14 protein-coding genes are annotated in these 19,889 nt (G+C 70.8%); 8 read left to right on the top strand and 6 right to left on the bottom strand.

The genetic code is table 11. From position 1 onward, the window contains the following. Nucleotides 1-45: 45 nt before the first annotated feature. From AB0B64_RS25150 to AB0B64_RS25160, 3 genes are read right to left on the bottom strand one after another with little or no spacing between them, the layout of a single operon-like run. Entirely contained in the window at nt 46-1,008 is a 963-nt protein-coding gene (locus tag AB0B64_RS25150) for a winged helix-turn-helix domain-containing protein (protein ID WP_357949289.1), read from the bottom strand. Between the two features lie 44 nt (nt 1,009-1,052). After that, nucleotides 1,053-2,117 carry a trypsin-like peptidase domain-containing protein gene (locus AB0B64_RS25155; protein WP_357949291.1) on the bottom strand — a complete coding sequence of 355 codons (1,065 nt, stop codon included), beginning with the start codon at nt 2,115-2,117 and terminating at the stop codon, nt 1,053-1,055. Between the two features lie 18 nt (nt 2,118-2,135). Continuing rightward, on the bottom strand, nt 2,136-3,563 hold the full coding sequence (locus AB0B64_RS25160; RefSeq protein WP_358179960.1) for an AMP-binding protein: 1,428 nt from the start codon (nt 3,561-3,563) through the stop codon (nt 2,136-2,138). Between the two features lie 79 nt (nt 3,564-3,642). Here AB0B64_RS25160 and AB0B64_RS25165 point away from each other — a divergent pair, with 79 nt between their 5' ends. Together AB0B64_RS25165 and AB0B64_RS25170 are read left to right on the top strand one after the other, a co-directional pair. Next, the gene (locus AB0B64_RS25165; protein WP_358179963.1) at nt 3,643-4,662 is read left to right on the top strand and encodes a hypothetical protein; all 1,020 of its coding nucleotides are present in this window, start codon (nt 3,643-3,645) and stop codon (nt 4,660-4,662) included. A gap of 62 nt (nt 4,663-4,724) precedes the next feature. Continuing rightward, on the top strand, nt 4,725-6,902 hold the full coding sequence (locus AB0B64_RS25170) for an acyl-CoA dehydrogenase (RefSeq protein ID WP_358179966.1): 2,178 nt from the start codon (nt 4,725-4,727) through the stop codon (nt 6,900-6,902). Between the two features lie 58 nt (nt 6,903-6,960). Here the strand turns inward: AB0B64_RS25170 and AB0B64_RS25175 are convergent, their stop codons facing one another. Beyond that, on the bottom strand, nt 6,961-8,805 hold the full coding sequence (locus AB0B64_RS25175; RefSeq protein ID WP_358179969.1) for a hypothetical protein: 1,845 nt from the start codon (nt 8,803-8,805) through the stop codon (nt 6,961-6,963). 98 nt (nt 8,806-8,903) lie between these two features. On the opposite strand from AB0B64_RS25175, the gene AB0B64_RS25180 reads away from it, so the two are divergent. The 5 genes from AB0B64_RS25180 to AB0B64_RS25200 all read left to right on the top strand — a co-directional run bounded on the left by AB0B64_RS25180 (nt 8,904) and on the right by AB0B64_RS25200 (nt 16,750). Then, on the top strand, nt 8,904-10,547 hold the full coding sequence (locus AB0B64_RS25180; RefSeq protein ID WP_358179972.1) for a hypothetical protein: 1,644 nt from the start codon (nt 8,904-8,906) through the stop codon (nt 10,545-10,547). Between the two features lie 101 nt (nt 10,548-10,648). Beyond that, entirely contained in the window at nt 10,649-10,783 is a 135-nt protein-coding gene (locus AB0B64_RS25185; RefSeq protein ID WP_263655675.1) for a hypothetical protein, read from the top strand. 11 nt (nt 10,784-10,794) lie between these two features. Continuing rightward, complete coding sequence (locus AB0B64_RS25190; protein ID WP_357949306.1) at nt 10,795-11,598, top strand: glycosyltransferase; 804 nt, start codon at nt 10,795-10,797, stop codon at nt 11,596-11,598. After that, complete coding sequence (locus AB0B64_RS25195) at nt 11,595-12,698, top strand: glycosyltransferase family 4 protein (protein WP_358179975.1); 1,104 nt, start codon at nt 11,595-11,597, stop codon at nt 12,696-12,698. The genes AB0B64_RS25190 and AB0B64_RS25195 overlap by 4 nt, the downstream gene beginning before the upstream one ends. Continuing rightward, a complete protein-coding gene (locus AB0B64_RS25200; RefSeq protein ID WP_358179978.1) occupies nt 12,695-16,750 on the top strand; it encodes an alpha-(1->3)-arabinofuranosyltransferase family protein in 4,056 nt (1,351 codons plus the stop codon). Before AB0B64_RS25195 ends, AB0B64_RS25200 begins: the two co-directional genes overlap by 4 nt. Here the strand turns inward: AB0B64_RS25200 and AB0B64_RS25205 are convergent. Together AB0B64_RS25205 and AB0B64_RS25210 are read right to left on the bottom strand one after the other, a co-directional pair. After that, complete coding sequence (locus AB0B64_RS25205) at nt 16,668-17,849, bottom strand: acyltransferase (protein ID WP_358179981.1); 1,182 nt, start codon at nt 17,847-17,849, stop codon at nt 16,668-16,670. The genes AB0B64_RS25200 and AB0B64_RS25205 overlap by 83 nt on opposite strands. Nucleotides 17,850-17,929: 80 nt before the next feature. Then, a complete protein-coding gene (locus AB0B64_RS25210; protein WP_357949317.1) occupies nt 17,930-18,649 on the bottom strand; it encodes a class I SAM-dependent methyltransferase in 720 nt (239 codons plus the stop codon). A 280-nt stretch (nt 18,650-18,929) separates the two neighbouring features. Between AB0B64_RS25210 and AB0B64_RS25215 the strand changes: the two genes are divergently transcribed. Then, entirely contained in the window at nt 18,930-19,847 is a 918-nt protein-coding gene (locus AB0B64_RS25215; RefSeq protein WP_357949320.1) for a DUF3068 domain-containing protein, read from the top strand. The last annotated feature ends 42 nt before the right edge of the window (nt 19,848-19,889 follow it).

The following is a 19,889-nucleotide window of genomic DNA, read 5'->3' on the forward strand; positions in this document are numbered from 1 at the left end:
GCCCATGCGGTCAGCCCGGTCAAAGCAAGTGAGCTCGGCCAAAGATCAGGTGGTGAGCTGGGCCAGGCCGTCCCCCATCGAGGTGCGGCTGTAGAGGACCGACCGGCCGCTGCGCGTACGCGAGACCAGGCCCGCCCGGCGCAACACGGCCAGATGACCGCCCACCCCGCCAAGCGTCATCGACAGCTGGGCGACCAGCTGGCTGGTGCTGGCCGGGCTGTCGAGCGCCGTCAGCACCGCCGCCCGGCCCCGCCCGAGCAGCGCGACCAGGCCGTCGGCGGCGGGTGAGCCCCGCTCCCAGAGTGCGGCGACGCCATGCGCGGGGTAGGTCAGGCCGTACGCGCGCGGTGGATCGAGGTAGACGTACCTGGCGCCGAACGCGTTCGGCATCAGCACCACGCCCACCCCACCGAGCCGGTGGGAGGCGCCGCGGACCTTGCCGAGCAGGATGCGCTCCTCTTTCAGCTCCATGTCGATGCCGAGGCGGCCGAACACCTCCATCCAGCCGTACACCACGAGCCGCCCGGCCCGTTGCACGATGTCGCGCTCCAGCAGGGCGCGCAGCCGGGGCCAGTCGGGGGCGAGCAGCTCGGTCCAGAGCGCTTCGAGTGCGTCGGCGACCCGCGCGGCGGCGTCGGGAACGTCCAGCGCCGGATCGACCGGCCGGTCCCGGTGGCTGAGCCGGAAGTCGGCGGCGACCCGGTCGGCGGGCATGCGCCGGACGGCGGCCACCTCCCGCTCGAACGTGGTGTCCACGCCGTCGGGCGGCACGCAGTAGAAGTCGGGGGCGTAGTCGGTCACCCGGTGCAGCCGGATCAGCGCGCGCAGCACCGGGCTGGCCGCCAGCAGCCGCTGGTAGCGGTCGCGTACGCGGGCCGTCCAGATGGGCAGGCCGGGCGGCACGTTCTGGCCGCTCAGCACGTTGAGCGCGCCGACGACCTGGCTCATGGGCGACAGACCGAACCTGACCTTCGCCAGATCCTCGGGCGTGCACTCCAGATGAGCCATCCGTCCCACCTCCCGATGAAAAGAACGGTCATCTTAATGCGGTGTCAGTCGCCCGGCAGGACGCCCAAGGTCACCGTGATCGTCGTGGTCGAGCCATTGAGCCTGACGACTCCCACCTTGGCCTGCTTCCCCGGCTGGAGCGTGCTCAGCGCCTCGGCCAGCGTGGCCATCGACAACGTCTCCCGGCCGTTGAGGGAGATGATCACGTCCCCCGGCTTGATGCCCGCCTTGGCGGCCGCGCTGCCCTTGTCGACCTTGACCACGGCGACCCCGGCGGCCTGGCCGTCCTCTATGGCCGTAGTGCCCCTGATGCCGAGCGCGGCCCGGTGGCTGTTGGTGACCTTGCCGTTGCGGATGATCTGAGTGGCTATGTCCTTGGCGGTGTTGCTCGGGATCGCGAACCCGATGCCGGGCGCGGCCCCGCCGCCGAGGTCCGGGTCCGTCGCGGCGAGTGTCGGGATGCCGATGACCTGCCCGGACAGGTCGATGAGGCCGCCGCCGCTGTTGCCGGGGTTGATCGCGGCCGACGTCTGGATGGCGCCGGTGATCGTGGCGCCGGGCGAGTCGGGATCCTGCGGCTCGGTCACGGTACGGCCCAGCGCCGAGATGATCCCCTGGGTGACGCTGCCCGACAGCCCCAGCGGGTTGCCCATGGCGAGCACCACCTGGCCGACCCGGAGCTTCGACGAGTCGCCGAACCTGGCCGGTGTCAGCCCCTTCGGGTCGTCCACCTTGATGACCGCCAGGTCGCCGCCGCCGAAGCTCTTGACGAGCCGGGCGCTGTGCGACTTGCTGCCCGTGGCCAGTGTCACGGTCATCTGTTTCGCGCCGCCCACGACGTGCGCGTTGGTCAGGATGTGTCCCGCTGAGTCGTACACGATGCCCGAGCCGAGCACCTCATCGGTGGTGATCTGCACGATCGACGGGAGCGCCTGCTTGATGACGCGCTCGTAGGACGCTTCCAATGGCGGCGCGGACTCCTGGGCGGCGGGTGTCTGGGAAGACGGCCAGGCCGTGGGCGTCGTCGAGCGGGCCGCATGGATGGCCGACGGTCCTGAGCAGGCGACCAGCAGCGTGGCGGCGACGATCGCGACGACGGCCTTGCTCATGCAGAGCTACTGCCCCGGTCAACTGGAAAGATACGCCTCGCGGACGTTTCGTCTGCTCAGCTTGCCGGTGGGCGTACGCGGCAGCGCGTCGCGGAACTCGATGACGCGCGGATGCTTGAGTTTGGCCAGTCGCGGCGCGCAGTGCCGCATCAGCTCGGCGGTGAGCTTGCCGGTGTCGGCTCCCTCGGCGGGCTGGACGAGCGCGACGACCCGCTGACCCCACTCGGGGTCGGGCACGCCGATCACCGCGACGTCGGTCACGGAGGGGTGTTCGAGCAGCACCGCCTCGATCTCGGCGGGGTAGATGTTGACGCCGCCGGAGATGATCAGGTCGGTCCTGCGGTCGAGCAGGAACAGGTAGCCCTCATCGTCCAGGTAGCCGATGTCGCCGGGCGTGTACGCGGGTCCGCGCATGGCGGCGGCCGTCTTGCCGGGGTCGCCGTGGTACTCGAAGCGGTTCACGCCGCCGATGTAGACCAGGCCCGGCTCCCCGGGCGCCACCTCCTCGCCCTCGTCGCTCACGATCGTGAACGTCATGCCGTCGAGCGCCCTGCCGACCGTGCCTGGCCTGGCCAGCCACTCCCGCGACGACACCATGGTGGCCACGGCCGCCTCGGTGGAGCCGTAGTACTCCCACAGCACCGGCCCGAGCCAGTCGATCATGGCCTGCTTGGTCGCGGGCGGGCACGGCGCCGCGCCGTGGTAGAGGTGCGTCAGCGATGAGAGGTCGTACTTCTCCCGATCCGGTACGGCCAGCAGCCGGTGGAACATCGTGGGCACCATGAACGCGTTCGTCACCCGATGCCGCTCCACCAGCCGCAGGGTCTCGGCGGCGTCGAACCGCTCCGGCGCCACGATCGAGTGCCCGAGCTGCAGCGCCATCATCGCCTGCCCGTACGGCGCCGAGTGGTACAGCTGCGAGCACACCAGATGCACCCCGCCGACCGGCAGCCCGAAATGCCGCCAGCTCTTGCGCATGAGGATCGGGTACAGCTCCTCGGGCGTCAGGGGGAGCAGCCGCCGGCGCACGCCCTTGGGCCGCCCCGTCGTGCCGGAGGTGTAGAGCATCATCGACCCGGCCCGCCGGTGCTCCGGCGCGGTGTCCGGCTGACCGGCCACCAACTCGCCGACGGTGAGCGCGGTGGGGGAGACCACGACCTTCGCGCCGCAGTCGGCCACGATGTAGGCGATCTCCTCGTCGGTGAAATGCCAGTTGACCGGTACGAGGTAGACGCCGATCTGGTACGTCGCGAGCATCATGGTCAGGGCGTCCAGCCCGTTCCTGAGCACGGTCACCACCGAGTCGCCCGACGCCACTCCGCGCGCGGTCAGGCCGTGGGAGACCTGGTTGGCGCGGGCCAGCAACTCCCCGTACGTCGCGCCGTCCGGGCCCAGCAGGGCGGGACGCTCGGCGTCGGCGGCGGCTATCTCGTAAAAACCCCTCATGCTCGCGACGATACAGAACTAGATTCTGGCGAGCGAATAGCGGAATTATCCCGCTCCTTCGTAACGTAACCTGAAAGCCATGGCGGACGTCGGCGACCAGATACCTACCTCGGACTCTCCCACCACCCCGTTCAGGAAGATCGTCCTGCCCGCCGATGAGACGGTCATGGTCCCCCGGCCGTTAGAGCGGCCACAGCCGCCCGACCATTCACCGAGCCAGCCGGCCCAGCCCGGCCAGAGTCAGCACGGCCAGGTCCAGCCCGGCCAGGGCCTGTCGGCCCAGCCTGGTCAAGGTCAGCCGGTCCAGCCGCTGCCGCCCATCCCACCGCCGCCCCCACCCCTCAAGGGTGGGCTGGTCGCCCGGGTCGGCGACATCCCGATCAAGGTCATCTACCTCTTCGGCGCCATCATCGCGACCGTGCTGGCCGTGCTGCTGGTGTTCGTGATCTTCTCCGGTGACGTGCCGAAGGACACGCAGCAGCCCCCGCGGCAGGTGGTCCCGGTCTCGCCCGTGCCGGGTGGCTCCGCCTCGCCCAAGCCGTCGGCGGCCGGGATCGTGCTCCCCGAGGTGCCGAAGAGCCTCGCGTACCCCGACCAGGCCGGTACGGCGACCGTCACCATCGGCACCATCTCCGACCTGGCCACCGGCATCAGCTACCCGCGCCTGGGCCTGCCGTGGACGGCCAAGTCGTTCGCGCCGTTCGCCATCGCCCAGCGCGTCGGCAAGGTCGCCGTCCCGCACACGGTGATCGGCTCGGCGATGCTCCCCGGCGCCACCCCGAAGCCCAAGCCGGCCAAGAACGCCGACTACCGCGACCTCGCCGTCAGGGCCGTCAATTGGACGCTGCGCACGCAGTATCCGGCGGGCGCCACGATCGCCTGGACCGGATCGCAGAAGGTGCCGGTGGGCAAGGGCTGGATGGTCGGCTACAAGGTGACCTATACGGTCTCGGGCAAGCAGAAGACCTCGCAGGCCATCGTCTCGATCCACGACGTGGAGAAGGCCAAGCCGGCGATGCTGTTCGCCTCGATCCCCCAGAGCGGCAAGTCGCACTACCGTGACCTGAACACGATCGCCCTCAACATACGGACCCTCTAGGCCAGAAGCATGCTCTAGAATATGGTTCTGGCATATGACGGGGCCTGGCTGGAGGATGTGCGATGGCGATCGGGTTGAGCGAGGAACACGAGGCGCTCCGCGAGTCGGTGAGCGGCTGGGCGGCGCGGAACATCCCCGCCGAGCTGCTGCGATCCGGGACGGACGGGCGTCCCGCGTTCTGGTCGGGGCTCGCCGAGCAGGGCCTGCTCGGCCTGCACCTGCCCGAGGAGTTCGGCGGGTCCGGCTACGGGCTGCTGGAGGCCGCGGTCGCCGTCGAGGCGCTGGCCGAGCGGATGGCGCCGGGGCCGTACGTGCCGACGGTGCTGGCCAGCGCGGTGATCAACGCCTCCAAGCGGCCCGAGCACCTGGAGTCGTTCGCCGACGGCTCGCTCACCGCCGCGGTCGCGCTGACCGGCACGCTGACCGGAACCTTCACCGAGGACGGCGGCCTGATCGTCTCCGGCACGGCCGAGAACGTGCTCGGCGCCTCGCTGGCCGACGCGCTGGTGCTGCCGGTCGCCACGGACGAGGGCGAGGAGTGGGTCATCATCGACGCCTCGTCGGCCACCATCACGGAGATCAAGTCCCTCGACCTCACCAGGCCGGTGGCCAAGGTGGAGCTGTCGGAGGTGCCGGTGCCCGACCTGGGCATCCTGGGTGGCGTCCAGAGCTCCGACGTACGCAATCTCGCCGCGATCCTGCTCGGCGCCGAGGCCGCGGGCCTGGCCTCCTGGTGCGTGACGGCCGCCGCCGATTACGCGAAGGTCCGCGTCCAGTTCGGCCGCCCGATCGGCCAGTTCCAGGGCATCAAGCACAAGCTGTCCCGCATGCTCGTGGCACTCGAGCAGGCGCGCGCCACCGTCTGGGACGCCACCCGCGCCGACGGCAAGGAGCTGGACTACGCCGCCGCCATCGCCGCCGTGATGGCGCCCGACGCGGCCGTGCAGTGCGCCAAGGACGCCATCCAGACCTTCGGCGGCATCGGCTACACCTTCGAGCACGACGTCCACCTCTACTACCGCCGCGCGCTCACGATCCGCGCGCTGCTCGGCTCGTCGGCCGAGTGGGCGGCCACCGTCACCGCGCTCGCGCTGCAGGGCGTCACGCGCGAGATGGAGCTCGACCTGCCCGAGGACGCCGAAGAGCTGCGCGAGTCGATCCGCGCGGAGATCGCCTCGCTGAAGGAGCTGGAGGGCACGGAGCAGAAGCGGGCGCTGGCCGCGCGCGGCCTGGTCATGCCGCACCTGCCCAAGCCGTGGGGCCGCGGCGCCAAGCCGCTGGAGCAGGTGCTGATCGCCCAGGAGCTCAAGGCCGCGCGGGTGAAGCTGCCCGCGATGATCATCGGCGCGTGGGTGGTGCCGTCGATCGTCTCGTACGGCACCCCCGAGCAGCAGGAACGCTTCCTGCTCAAGACGCTCGGCGGCGAGATGATCTGGTGTCAGCTCTTCTCCGAGCCCGGCGCCGGATCCGACCTGGCCTCGCTGCAGATGAAGGCGGACAAGGTCGAGGGCGGCTGGAAGCTCAACGGCCAGAAGGTCTGGACCTCGGTCGCGCACGTCGCCGAGTGGGGCATCTGCATCGCCCGCAACTCCTCCGAGGGCTCCAAGCACGAGGGCATCACCTACTTCCTGGTCGACATGAAGGCGCCGGGGGTCACGGTCCGGCCGCTGACGGAGATGACCGGCGAGAACCTGTTCAACGAGGTGTTCCTGGACGACGTGTTCGTGCCGGACGAGCTGGTCGTGGGCGAGGTCGGGCAGGGCTGGAAGGTCGCCCGCAACACACTGTCGAACGAGCGGGTCTCGCTCTCGTCCGGGTCGGGCGGTACGGGCGCGTCCGTGCCGGACCTGCTCGGGCTGGCAGGCCGGCTCGGGCGGGAGCTGTCGCCGGTCGAGGCGTACCAGGTCGCGCAGGTGATCTGCGAGGGGCACTCGATCAACGCGCTGTCGTTGCGGGTGACGCTCAAGCAGTTGGCTGGGGCCGAGCCCGGCGCGGACGCCTCGGTACGCAAGCTGCTGTCCACCGCGCACGCCCAGCACGTCTCGGAGTCGGCGGTGGAGCTGCTGGGGTCGGCGGCCGTGGTGGCCGCCGACATGAAACTCGGCGACGCCGGCTACTGGAACCGGGCGGTGCTCGCCACCCGGGCGATGACCATCTACGGCGGCACCACCGAGGTGCAGCTGAACATCATCGGGGAGCGCATGCTCGGCCTGCCGAGGGACCCTGAGCCGGGTAAATGACGGCGGGGGCCGGGCTCGGGGGCCCGGCCCTCCACGGGCATCGAACCCTTGAGGGAGCTCAGGGGGTGACCGGCTGGAGCGGGCTCGGCGTCCCGTCGGCCCACGGTCTCGGGATGCCGATCTTGATCTCGCCGAGACAGGCGTCCGGGCCGTTCGCCGTACGGATGACGAGCTCGGTCCCGCCGCCCTTGACCGCGGCGAACGTCCAGCCGAACCCCTTCTCCGCGACCACCTCGTCCCGCCCGGTGCCGAGCCGTACCGACAACCGGGTGGCGGCCGGGTTGAGGTAGCCGACCTGGACCGTCCACTCGCCCTCGGGCAGCCGCGCCGGCAGCCGGAAGCGGACCTCGCGCGCGCCGACCGGCTTGCAGCCGGCGGGCTGGGGGATCGTCAGCCCGTCGATGCTCACCGGGCGCAGACGGCCCTGCGGGTCGAAGGTCAGCGGGTTGCGTACCGGGCCGCTGAGGCGCCTGGTCCAGGTCACCGGGTGCGGCGCGATCGGGCCGAGCACCTTCGAGGCCAGCGCGTAGTCGTAGAAGAAGATCGGGTAGACGACCTTGGCGGGCACGTGCGTGTCCAGCACGACCGCGTGCTCCGGGGCGCGCTTGAGCGCCAGCCTGCCGGTCTCGACGTAGCTCTTGACGTCCGCGCCGAACGGCAGCCGGGCGTAGGCCGCGACCGACCAGACCGAGCCGAGCGTGACCGCGGCGGCCAGCGGGAGCCAGGCGAACCTGAGGCGCGGCCAGGCGCGCAGCCAGGGGCGTTCCTCACCGGCGAGCGGGATGAACGCCAGGCCGATGGCGATCGCCACGACCGTGGCCGTGGACGACACGTAGCGCAGCTCGGCCCCGCTCAGGTCCGGCCCGAGCTGCTGGATCCGGCCGATCATGACGGGCACGACGTCGGCCAGCGCGAAGTAGGCGAGCAGCACCAGCCACGCCAGCCAGGCCCGCCGCCGGAAGAGCACCGAGACCGCCAGCACGACCACCGCGACGCCGAGCCCGGCCCAGACCAGCGATGGCGGCGTCCCCGCCATCGCGTAGTCCTCGCCGATCGGGCGCCACTGCCAGGGCCCGCCCAGCGACGTCGGCACCAGTGAGCTGGACAGCAGCGTCCAGGCGAACTTCGCCGCGAGCCCCGCGTCCGGCAGGCTGGGCTGGATCGTGTCGTTGGTGAGCTGCACCGAGGTGAGCAGCTGGCGGAAGAAGACGGCCGCGTAGCCGGCGAGCAGGCCCGCGTACAGCAGCAGGGCCGGCCACTGCCGCCGCCGGCTCCAGCCGAGCCAGCCCATGCTCAGCGCGACGGCCAGCAGCAGGATGAACGGCGCCTTGACGAAGAACGCCATCGCGAACAGCGTCCAGCCCGCCGCGGCCAGCGCGTGCCTGAAGCGCCCCGTCCTGGTGTAGAGGACGTGCGAGCACAACGCCATCGGCAGCGCGATCTGGAACGGCAGCGTCTCGATCACCACCGCCCACCACGACAGCGAGGAGATCGTCATCGGCGTCAGCAGGTAGAACCCCAGCGGCACCAGGATGGCCGGGCGCGCCCCGAACAGCAGGCGCAGCAGCCGCAGCAGGGCCAGGCCCGCCGCGCCTAACAGGGTGACCGTCACGACGTGCGCGAGGACGTCGTTGTAGACGCCCAGGCGGCCCATCGCCCACTGGATCGCGAACGGGCCGGGGACCAGGTGGCCGTAGTCGACCCGCATGAGGTAGTCCCACGTCAGGTCGTGCTCCAGGCCGCGGGCGATGAAGGTGAAGTCGTCCTGGCGGAAGTACGTACGCCGGACGAGGCCGGACTTCCAGACGAGCTGGACGGCGATCATCGCCAGGGCGGTGGCCATCACGGCGTCCCCGCCGCGCAGCCAATGACGGGCCCCCACCGTCGTCTCGCTCGTCGCCACCCCGCCCCCTCCAGGCCCCCTCAAGCCTCCAGCGGGAAGCGTAGTCATTGGGTGATTTACGGGGAATGGCCGTTGTTCGGTTGTGATGTCATAGCGGGATGCCGCACACGACCCGAGCCGGACCGCTGTCGGCCGTGCTCGGGCTCGTCCTCGGCTGCCTCGCCCTCGGACCCGCTCTGGGCTGGGGTTTCATCCTGGTGCAGGACATGGTCTTCGTGCCGGACCCGGCTTTCTCACGCTTCACGTTCGGGCTGGCCGACGGGGCGCCACGGGTGGTGCCCAGTGACGCGGTGGTCACCGCTCTGGCCACCGTCGTCCCGGCCGAGCTGGTGCAGAAGGCGATCCTGCTGGGGATCTTCGTGCTGGGCTGTTCGGGTGCCGCGCTGCTCGTGCCCTCGGGCCTTCTCGGGGCTCGGCTGATGGCCGGGGCGTACTACGTGTGGAATCCGTACGTGGCCGAGCGGCTGCTGATGGGGCAGTGGGCCCTGTTGTTGGGGTACGCGGGGCTGCCGTGGGTGGTGCGCGCGGTCCTCGCCCGGCGCGGACTGCTGCTCGCCGTGCTGCCCGCCGCCGTCGGGGGGTTCGCGGCCATGACCGTCACAGCCCTCACGGCGCTGCCCGTCGCCGGGCGGCGGGTCCGGGTGGGCGCGGTGCTGCTGGCCGTCAGCCTGCCGTGGTTGCTGCTCGCGCTGCTGCGGCCGGGCGGGCTGAGCGGGGATCCGGTGGGTGTGGACGCGTTCGCGGCCAGGGCGGACGGGCCGTTCGGGGCGGTGGGCAGCCTGCTGTCGCTGGGCGGGATCTGGAACGCCAATGCCGTCCCGGCCGGGTACGAGACCGTGGTGGGTTCGGTGGCCCGGTTGGCGCTGGCCGTGGCGGGGATCGTGGGGTTCGTCCTGATGAGGGACCGGCCGAGGGGGCTGGGCGCTGCGGCGGCCATCGGGTTCGGGATCGCCTGCCTGGGGGTGACGGAGCCGGGGCGCGCGGTGTTCAGGTGGTTGGTGGAGGTGTGGGGCGGGTTCGCGGTGTTCAGGGACGCCCAGCAGTTCGTGGCGCCGCTGGCCCTGCTGGCCGCGGTCGGCCTGGGCGCCCTGACAAGAGAAGCCCTGACAAGAGAAGCCCTGACAAGAGAAGCCCTGACAAGAGAAGCCCTGACAAGAGAAGTTCTGACACGGGAGGCGCCGAAGCGAGAGGCGCTGACAAAAGAGGCGGGGAAGGCCGGGCGGTGGGCGGTCCTGATGGTGCTCGTGCCTGTGGCCGTGCTGCCGACCCTGGCCTGGGGCGGGGCGGGGGCGCTGCGGGCCGTGAGCTATCCGGAGAGCTGGAGCCAGGCCCGTGAGGTGATGCGGCGTGATCCGGAGCCGGGCGACGTGCTGGTGCTGCCGTTCGAGTCCTACCGGAGGTTCCCGTGGAACGGGGACCGGGCGGTGCTCGATCCGGCGCAGCGCTACTTCGCCGTGCCGGGCCGGGAGGTGGTCGCAAACGACTCGGTACGCGTCGGTAGCATGGTCGTCCAGGCTGAGGACAAGAGGGTACGCGAGCTAGAACGCGTACTAGTAGGGCCCTCGCCAGACCTGGCCGCAGCGGGTTTCCGGTACGTCGTGGTCGACGCGGGGACACCGGAGGAGCGGCAGCGGTTCGCGGGCTGGCTCAGCGGAGCGAGCCTGCTAGTGGACACAGATGAGCTGAGACTGTACCGAACCGACCGCCGGTTTGTACGTTTTTTACAACACTCGGTCCGCTGATCAGCGTATTTATTAAGATTTCGTAGAGCTACTTCCGAGTAGCAAGAATTGGTTCTAAGTTTGGGACGCCCGTTCATTAGCCGCTCGAGGAGGAACCCCCCGTGATCAAGATCCTCTTAGCAGCGATCATCGGTGTCGCCGTCGCCGCGCTCGTCGCGACGGTCACCACCGTGTCCTTCACCGGGGCCACCGCGACGCCCGTCAACCGCCCGCTCTACAACTACGGCGACCGGTAGTCCGAGCCGTTATGCCGCCCTCCCCCCAAGGGGACGAGAGGACGAGCCGACCACCACTGCTCGAGATCGTCGTTCCCGCCTTCAACGAGGAACGGCGACTCCCGGGGGGGCTCCTGCAGCTGTGCGCGAAGCTTGCCCGCATGCCGTTCCCGACCGCCGTCATCGTCGTCGACAACAACAGCACGGACAGCACCGCTGAGATCGTCAGGACCTGGCCGCGGGGACCGGTTCCGGTTCGGCTCGTCGAGTGCGCGACTCCCGGCAAGGGTGCCGCCGTCCGCGCGGGGTTGCTCGACACCAGCGCTCCTTTCGTAGGGTTCTGCGACGCCGACATGGCCACCGATCTGGCCGCCATCGATGTCGCGTTCGGCCTGCTGCTCTCCGGTGAGCGCGTGGTCGTGGGCTCTCGGGCGCACGCCTTCTCCGACGTCGAGAACCGGCACAGCCGGGTGCGCGAGCTGGGCGCCGTCGGTTTCCGCGCGCTGGCCCGCGTACTGGTGCGCGGGGTGAGCGACACGCAGTGCGGCTTCAAGTTCTTCGACGGCGCGCTCGTCCGCGAGGCCGTCGCCGGGCTGCGTACCTACGGCTTCGCCTTCGACGTCGAGCTGCTGGCCCGCTGCGTCGCGTTCGGCTCCACGGTGCTGGAGATCCCCGTCAACTGGCGGGACATGCCCGGCTCCCGCTTCTCCCCGGCCAGGCACAGCGTCGGCATCCTGCTGGAGCTGGGCCGGATCTGGCTCAGACTGCGCGCCGTGCCGAGCCCCGGTGTCACTCCGAGGTGGGAGCAGCCGCTCGACCCCGTCGGATCTCCGTGAACGTCGCCTTCGTCAACTGGCGTGATCCGTGGCACCCGGCCGCCGGTGGCGCCGAGACGTACGCCTGGGAGATGGCCCGCCGCTTCGCGCGGGCCGGCGACCAGGTGTGCTTCGTCACCGCGCGGGCGCCGGGCCAGCTCAGGAAGGAGACCGTCGAGGGGGTACGGCTGGCCCGCATGGGCGGGCCGTTCACCGTCTACCCCTTGGTCCTGGTCTGGCTGGTGCTCCGCCGGGGCGTGTTCGACGCGGTGCTCGACTGCCAGAACGGCATCCCGTTCTTCACGCCGCTGGTGCTGCCGCGCCGTACCAAGGTCATGTGCGTGGTCCATCACGTGCACGACCGGCAGTTCGACGTGCACCTGCCCCGGTGGCTGGCGGTGTTCGGGCGCTTCCTGGAGGGGCCCGCGTCGCGGTGGACGTACAAGGGGCGCGACAGCGTGGCCGTCTCCCCCTCGACCGTGAGCGCCATGCGCGAGCGGCTCGGCTGGGTCGGCCCCATCCACATCGTGCCCAACGGGGTGAACGTCTCCACGGACGGAGACTTCCCCAGAAGCCGGACACCGCGGCTGGTCTGCGTCGGCAGGCTGGTCGCGCACAAGCGCGTCGACCTGCTGCTCGACGCGGTGGGCCAGCTCAGGAAGCAGTGGCCGGACCTCACCGTGGACGTGATCGGCAGGGGCCCGGAGGAGGCGCGGCTGCGCGCCCGGCTCCCGGAGGGCGTCACCATGCACGGCTACCTGCCCGAGGACGAGAAGGAGCGGCTGATCGCCGCCGCCTGGCTGCAGGTCAACGCCTCGCAGGGCGAGGGCTGGGGGCTGTGCGTGCTGGAGGCCGCCGCGCTCGGCGTGCCGACCGTCGCGTACGACGTGGACGGCCTCAGGGACGCGGTACGCCACGGCGAGACGGGCTGGCTGGTGCCCGAGGGCGTCGGGAGCACCGGCCTGGCCAAAGGCATCGCCGCGGCCCTCGACGAACTCAACGACACCTATCGCATGAAATGTCGGGAATGGGCGGGGAAGTTTTGCTGGGACCGGAGCGCGGAACGGCTGGCCGCGCTGGTGCATGGCCGTCCGACGGGACCTGGCTGGGAGGAGCCGTGATCGACAGGGTCCGGCACAGGCTCTGGCTGGCGCTCTGCTGCCTGGGCTTCGCCGTGCTGACGTTCACCACCAAGCCGGGCAGCATCATCTCCGACACCAAACTCGACCTGGCGCTCAACCCGGTCGGCTGGCTGGAGCGCGCCGCCCACCTCTGGGACCCGCAGCACTTCGGCCAGCTGCAGAACCAGGTGGCCGGCTACCTGTTCCCGATGGGCCCGTTCTTCGCGCTCGGCGACCTGGTCAACCTGGCGCCCTGGGTGACCCAGCGGCTCTGGATGACGGTGCTGCTGTGCGTGGCCTTCCTCGGTGTGGAGCGGCTGGGCAGGCAGCTCGGCGTCGGCACGCCGGGCACCCGGATCGTGGCCGCGCTGGCGTACGCGCTGGCGCCGCGCACACTGTCGATCATCGGCGAGATCTCGATCGAGTGGCTGCCCGCCGCGATGCTGCCGTGGATCCTGATCCCGCTGCTCACCGCCTCGGAGACGGGCCAGCGGGCCAGGGCGGCGGTCAGGTCGGGACTGGCCGTGGCGTTGTGCGGCGGCGTGAACGCGGTCGCGGTGCTGGCCGTCCTCGTCGCCCCCGTGCTCTACATCCTGACCCGGCCCAGCCCGGTGCCCCGCTGGCGGATGCTCGGCTGGTGGACGGGCGCGGTCGCCGTGGCCACCCTGTTCTGGTGGCTGCCGCTGCTGCTCGTGGGCCGCTACGCCTTCTCCTTCCTGCCCTACACCGAGACGGCCTCGACGACCACGCAGGTCACCTCGCTGACGAACGTGCTGCGCGGCGCCTCCGACTGGGTGCGCTACCTGACCGTCGGCGGCGTCACCGACCAGCCCGCCGGCTACGCGATCGCCACCTCGGCCGTGCTGGTCGCGATCACCGGCCTGCTGGCCGCGCTCGGCCTGGCCGGGCTGGCCCGGCGCGACCTGCCCGCGAAGGGCTTCCTGCTCGTGCTGTTCGTCGTGGGCGTGGCCGCGCTGGTCGCCGGGCACGTGAGCGCGCTGGAGCCGGTGGTCGCCGAGCCGGTGCGCTGGCTGCTGGACGGGCCGCTCGCGCCGCTGCGCAACCTGCGGAAGTTCGATCCGCTGGTACGGCTGCCGCTCGCGTTCGGCCTGGCGCACCTGCTGGCCGGGGCCCGGCTGCGGCTGCGCTCGGTGGCCCTGGTGGCCTTGGCCGGACTCGTGCTCCCCGTCTTCAACCAGGGACTGAGCGCTCCGGGCGACTTCAAGGAGGTGCCGCTCTACTGGAAGCAGGCGGCGGCCTGGGTGAACGAGAACGCCGGGGACGACGGCGTGCTGGTCGTGCCGGGCGCCAAGTTCGGCGAATACCTCTGGGGCCGGCCGATGGACGATCCCATGCAGCCGCTGTTCACCGCCCGCTGGACCACCCGGCAGGTCGCGGCGGCCGGCTCGGTGGGACTGACCCGGCTGCTCGACGTCATCGACCAGCGGCTCACGGCCGGTTACGGCTCGGTGGGGCTGACCGACGTGCTGCGCAGGATGGGCGTGCGTTACCTGGTCGTCAGGAACGACCTGATGCGGGCGAACCTGCAGGGCGCCTGGCCGTCCAGGGTCTACGAGGCGCTGCGCGAGTCGCCGGGCATCACGAAGGTGCGCTCGTTCGGCGGGGAGGTCGGCGACACCGTCACGGACGACGTGATCGAGTCGGTGGACTGGCCGTTCCCCGCGCTGGAGATCTACGAGGTGTCGGGCAGCTCCGACCTGCTCAGCGTGCAGTCGGCGGGCGATGCCGTACAGGTGCGCGGCGGCCCGGACTCCCTGCTCGCGATGGGCGATCTCGGGCTGCTCGGCGACGGTCCCGTACTGGTGAACGACGACGCCGGCAAGCGCGAGGCGCCGGTCGTGGCCAGCGACGCGCTGCGGCTGCGCGAGCGGCAGTTCGGTGAGATCCGGTCGAACTGGACGCCCACGCTGACGGCCGACAGACGCGACGACTTCTCCGGCGTCAAGACGCTCGACCTGCTCGAGAACGGCTGGCTGCGCGACACCGCCACCGCCGAGTACGACGGCATCTCCAGCATCACCGCCTCCTCCTCGGTGGCCGACGCCGAGGCGGTGCCCGGCCTCAGCGCCACCGGGCGCAGCCCGTGGGCCGCCATGGACGGCGACTACGAGACCGGCTGGGAGAGCGGCGGCTGGCACCGGCCCCAGGGCGAATGGCTGCGCGTGGACCTGCCCAGGCCGCGGGTGATCCCGCGCTTCCAGGCCACGTTCACCAACAACGTGCTGCTCGGGCAGTCGGTCAAGCGCGTGGCCGTGGAGACCGAGGGCGGCCGGATCGAGCAGGACGTCCAGCAGACCAACAGCCCCCAATGGCTACGCGTCCCGCCCGGCGCGACGAGCTGGCTGCGCGTCAAGATCCTGGCCACGTACAACCGGAACTGGAGCTTCGTGCAGCGGGTGGGCATCACCGAGCTGACGATCCCCGGCATCCTGCCGGGCCGGACGATCCGGCTGCCCGGCGAGGGCGGCGACGCCTTCGTCATGGACCGGGGGCTCGACTCCCGCCCCTGGTGCATGCGGAACCAGAGCCGCTGGATCTGCAACCCGCTGCTGGCCAGACCGGGCGAAGAAGGCGCCGGATTCGACCGTACTTTCACCGTTGAGGCGGGGCGGAAGGCCGCGGTGCGCGGCTCCGCCGTCCTGCGCGACGCCAAGCTCGTCGACCGCTTCACCCGGCTGGGCGGGGACCTGACCACGGTGACCGGCTCGTCGCAGGCGACCAAGGACGCGGTGGTCGCGCCCCGGTCGGCGTTCGACGCCGACGCGGCCACCACCTGGCTCCCGGCCGCCGACGACCCCGAGCCCACGCTCACACTCGGCTGGCGGGCCAAGCGCGTCCTGTCGCGGATCCAGATCGCCCGGCCCGGCGGCGACAAGCAGCCGCTCGACGTGGCCGTGACCGGCGACAAGGGCGCCGTCCGCAGCGGCCGGGTGGACGCCAACGGCTACCTGACGTTCAAGCCCCTCACCACGACCCGGCTCAAGCTGCGCTTCTATCCCGCCTCCAAGCGGCTGCAGGTCACCGAGCTGGTGATCCCCGGCGTCGCGCCGGCCAGCAGGCCGGAGGGTGTGCCGTTCCGGCTGCCCTGCGGACAGGGACCGCGCCTACAGGTCAACGGCGCGACCGTGGCGACCAAGGTGAGCGGCACCTTCGCCGACCTGCTCGAACAGCGGCCGGTGAAGTTCACCGGCTGCTCCAAGGCCGCGTTGGCGGCCGGCGACAACCGGGTCAGGGCCGCCGGCTGGGACCCCTTCGCGGTGGAGAACCTGGTGATCGGCGCGCTCCCTGCCGGGCCCCCGGCCGTGGAGGGCGCGGCGGTCCCGAGCACGTGGTCGTCGTCGGTGCGCGAGGCGCGGGTGACGGCGCCGAAGGACGCCTTCCTCGTCGTCAACGAGAACTACAACGCGGGCTGGCGCGCCGAGCTCGACGGCAAGGCGCTGCGACCGGTCCGGATCGACGGCTGGAAGCAGGCATGGGAGCTGCCCGCCGGCACGACGGGGACCGTGCGCATGGAGTACCTGCCCGACCGGCCCTACTGGCTCGCCCTCGCCGTGGGGCTGGCCGGGATCGCCCTGCTCACGCTGCTCGCCCTGGCGCTGCGCGGGCCGCGCCCCGAACACGTCATGGCGACCGCCGCCGCCGCCGACTCGCGGCTGTCGCGTTGGCGGGTGCCGTACGTGATCGTGCTGGGGCTGGCGTTCGGCGGCTGGGTGGCGGACTGGCCCGGCATGCTGGCGGTCCTGGCCGCCGTCGTGGCGGTGCTGCTGCTACGCGTACGGCGGGCGGTGGCCGTGCACTGGGTGGCCGGCTGGCTGTTCGGCGGGGCCACGGCGGCGCTGGCGGCGGCCATGGCGCTGCGCGACTACGGGGTGGACGTCGGGCTGCTGATGGACCAGGTGCCGCAGCTCATCGCCTGCGCGGCCATGGGCGTGCTCTTCGGGCAGCTGGTCACGGAGCCGGAACCACCGGCGGCTGAGCCCGAGCCGGCGGCGGTGGAGGAACAGGAGCTGGCCGGCGCCCGGCCAGCCTGAGCGCGCTCTCCTCAACCAGGTGGTAGCTGGTGGCGCTGATCAGCAGCGAGGCGATGAAGGTCAGGATCGCGACCTTGACGAAGTCACCGGTGAACGGCTGGTCACCGGTGATCTTGTAGTACAGGGTGATCACTGGGGCGTGCCAGAGGAAGAAGCTGTAGGAGATGCGGCCCAGGTACGCCGTGACGGGATTGCCCAGCACGCGGTGCCTCAGCGAGTCGTGCCTGGAGGCGAGCGCGAACGGCGCGACCACCAGGACGGCCACCGACGTCTCCAGGATCATCCGCCAGAGCGACTGCGACAGCGTGGGCAGGGTGAGCGTGCGCGGCCCGGCCAACTCGGTGCTCAGCACCGCGTACAGCAGGAGGGCCAGCACCAGCAGCTGGGGCGCGAGCGCGTCCACGATCTGGCTCTGTTTGATCCACACCGACAGGACGGCCATGGCCATGCCGGCGGCGAAGTAGATCAGGTGATGCGGCAGCCAGAGCGCCAGCTGCGGCTGGTCGAAGACGTGCGAGACGACCACGCTGGCCAGGGAGACCACCGGCAGCACGGCGATGCCCGCGAGCAGCCTGACCGGCCGGTTGCCGCCGCGCGCCCAGGCGTGCAGGGCCCAGGCGAGCACCGGCAGCGCCAGGTAGAACGCCATCTCGATCGGCATCGTCCACATCTGGTAGAGGCCGTCGGGGGCGCGGTTCTGCTCGGTGTAGTTCTGCAGCAGCAATAGCCACTTCACCCAGCCGGTCCAGTCGAGCGAGCTCCACGCCCACAGGGCCAGCGCCGTGACCAGCCAGTAGGCGGGCATGACACGGACCACGCGGCGCCACAGGTAGCGTCCCGGCCGGGGGCGAGGCGTGTCCTCGATGACCGCGCGGGCCCACGGGCGGTAGAGCAGCAGGCCCGACAGCAGGAAGAAGATCGGCACGGCGATGCCCAGCCGGGTGGTCATCCAGGCGAACATGCCCTCGCGGTACATGATCCCGGTGTTGCCGCCGACGTGCAGCACCCAGACGCCGAGCGCGGCCAGGGCGCGGATGCCGTCGAGCGCGGCATCCCGGCCCGCCGGCGGGTCCGTCGCGGGCGCCAGCGGGTCCTTCACGGGCGCTTCCGGCGGACTCACGGGCGCTTGCGGAGGGCTTGGGGGCGTCTGCGGAGGGCTTGCGGGCGTCTGTGAGGCACTCATGGGCGCTTCCTGAGCACGAGGACGAGATTCCACGTGGCGAACTCCCTGACGATCGGCACCTTCAGCATCGGCCGCCACCACCAGGGCAGGTAGCGGGGCAGCACGTCGACCAGGTCGGCGTCCGTACGGGTCCGCGCCCAGCGCAGCCCGTCGGCCACCGAGACCGGATAGAGGCTCTGGCCGTAACGATTTTTAGGCGGCTTCCCGTTTTTATCCTCATATTTCCGCGCGGCCCGGTCGCCCCCCAGGTAGTGCCAGGGCGAGGTCTCGTGGCCGCCCCAGGGGGAGAGCCAGTTCGTGTACGCGAGAAAGATCAGGCCGCCGGGCCGGGTGACGCGCGTCATCTCGGCCGCCATCCGCCACGGGTCTGGAACGTGTTCCAGGACGTTGGACGAGAAGCAGACGTCGAAGGAGGCGTCGGCGAGCGGCAGATCGAGCGCGCTGCCGAGCACACCCCCGCTGGGGGCGCCCTGTCCGGCCAGCTCGCCGGCGTCGACGTCCACGCACAGGCAGCGGGCGCCGTCGCGTCTGAAGGCGTCGGCGAAGTATCCAGGCCCGCCCCCCACGTCGAGCACCGTCTTGCCGGTCAACGTGACGTAATGCCGCAGCTGCGCGGCGGTGTCGGCGGCGAGCGTGGTGTAGTAGTCGCTCGGCGTGGTCTGCTCGGACCTGAACGCGCGGAAGAGGCGGATGGATCTGGCCAGATCGGCGCGCATACTCGCGGCTCCCGGATGCTTGACGGGCTCCCACAATAGAACGAAGCTCTGGCGGAGGCGATACCGCTGCGGGACAGGCGCGATAACATCCCGCTCGGACCGGCTTCATCGTAGAACCTGTTCCGATTCGTTATGCGGATGTAGCTGCAGCGATCTGTGATCGAATGCTACTTTCCAGTAGCGATCATGTTGCGGGTTCATCACACCCGCGATCTTGATGTCCGGGGGGACAAGTAAGCCGGCCTTCGTCGTATCCCTCGACCGCCAGGAGGATCCCAGAATGCGACGCACACCTGTACTCATTCTCGTCGCCGTCGGCGCGTTCCTGGTCGTACTGGCGGGAATGATCCGTTTCTGGGCGGCGGAAAGGATCATCGCGGCTCCGGCGGCCCAATACAGCGTCACCAAGCTGCAGGCCCCGGGAGCGCAATACTTCTCCATCGCCGACGGCAAGGTGCTGACCGCGGACCTCAGCATGCTCGTCACCACCCGTGGCGACGTCAAAGAGGCCACGGACAACCGGGTGGTCTGGGACGAGTTCACCGTGGTGGACGACGTCACCAACAGCAAGCCGCAGATCAGCCTCTCGGAGCGGCGCAGCGCCTTCGACCGGCGTACCGGGGTGGGCGTCAACTGCTGCGGGGTCAGCGTCAACAAGGAGCCGGTGAAGCTGGAGGGGCAGATCTACCTGTTCCCGTTCGGCGTGGAGAAGAAGACGTACAAGGTCTTCAACCAGACGGCCAAGAAGGCGTTCGACACGACCTTCGTCGGTGAGGACACCGTCAACGGGCTGCCGGTCTACAAGTTCCAGCAGGTCGTCCCGGCTACGAAGGTCGCCACGCTGACCGCCCCCGGCTCGCTCTTCGGCGTGACCCAGTCGGGCGACATCCAGCTCGACCGCTGGTACGAGGGCACCGACACCTACTGGGTCGAGCCCAACAGCGGCGCCCCGGTCAAGGAGGAAGTGCGCCGCAACGAGACGCTCAAGACCCAGGACGGCGTCGAGCGCGCCAAGGCCCTGGTCGCCACCGCCTCGTTCACTCCGCAGACCATCACCGAGATGGTGCGCACGGCCACGGACGCCAAGAACCAGATCACGCTGCTGAAGACCACGATCCCGATCGTCCTGCTCGTGCTCGGCCTGCTCGCGCTGGCCGTCGCGGTCCTCCTCGGCCGCCGCCGCCGCGAAGGCGAGTAACTCGTACGGCTGGTACAGGGCGCCCGCGACTCGTTCCGGGCG

It is taken from the genome of Nonomuraea sp. NPDC049129 (assembly GCF_040648495.1).
In the GTDB taxonomy this organism is placed as follows: domain Bacteria; phylum Actinomycetota; class Actinomycetes; order Streptosporangiales; family Streptosporangiaceae; genus Nonomuraea.

What these genes read in the sequence shown, in the direction of transcription:
- AB0B64_RS25150 (WP_357949289.1), bottom strand. Translation starts at nt 1,008, where the DNA reads ATGGCTCATCTGGAGTGCACGCCCGAGGATCTGGCGAAGGTCAGGTTC.
- AB0B64_RS25155 (WP_357949291.1), bottom strand. Translation starts at nt 2,117, where the DNA reads ATGAGCAAGGCCGTCGTCGCGATCGTCGCCGCCACGCTGCTGGTCGCC.
- AB0B64_RS25160 (WP_358179960.1), bottom strand. Translation starts at nt 3,563, where the DNA reads ATGAGGGGTTTTTACGAGATAGCCGCCGCCGACGCCGAGCGTCCCGCC.
- AB0B64_RS25165 (WP_358179963.1), top strand. Translation starts at nt 3,643, where the DNA reads ATGGCGGACGTCGGCGACCAGATACCTACCTCGGACTCTCCCACCACC.
- AB0B64_RS25170 (WP_358179966.1), top strand. Translation starts at nt 4,725, where the DNA reads ATGGCGATCGGGTTGAGCGAGGAACACGAGGCGCTCCGCGAGTCGGTG.
- AB0B64_RS25180 (WP_358179972.1), top strand. Translation starts at nt 8,904, where the DNA reads ATGCCGCACACGACCCGAGCCGGACCGCTGTCGGCCGTGCTCGGGCTC.
- AB0B64_RS25190 (WP_357949306.1), top strand. Translation starts at nt 10,795, where the DNA reads ATGCCGCCCTCCCCCCAAGGGGACGAGAGGACGAGCCGACCACCACTG.
- AB0B64_RS25210 (WP_357949317.1), bottom strand. Translation starts at nt 18,649, where the DNA reads ATGCGCGCCGATCTGGCCAGATCCATCCGCCTCTTCCGCGCGTTCAGG.
- AB0B64_RS25215 (WP_357949320.1), top strand. Translation starts at nt 18,930, where the DNA reads ATGCGACGCACACCTGTACTCATTCTCGTCGCCGTCGGCGCGTTCCTG.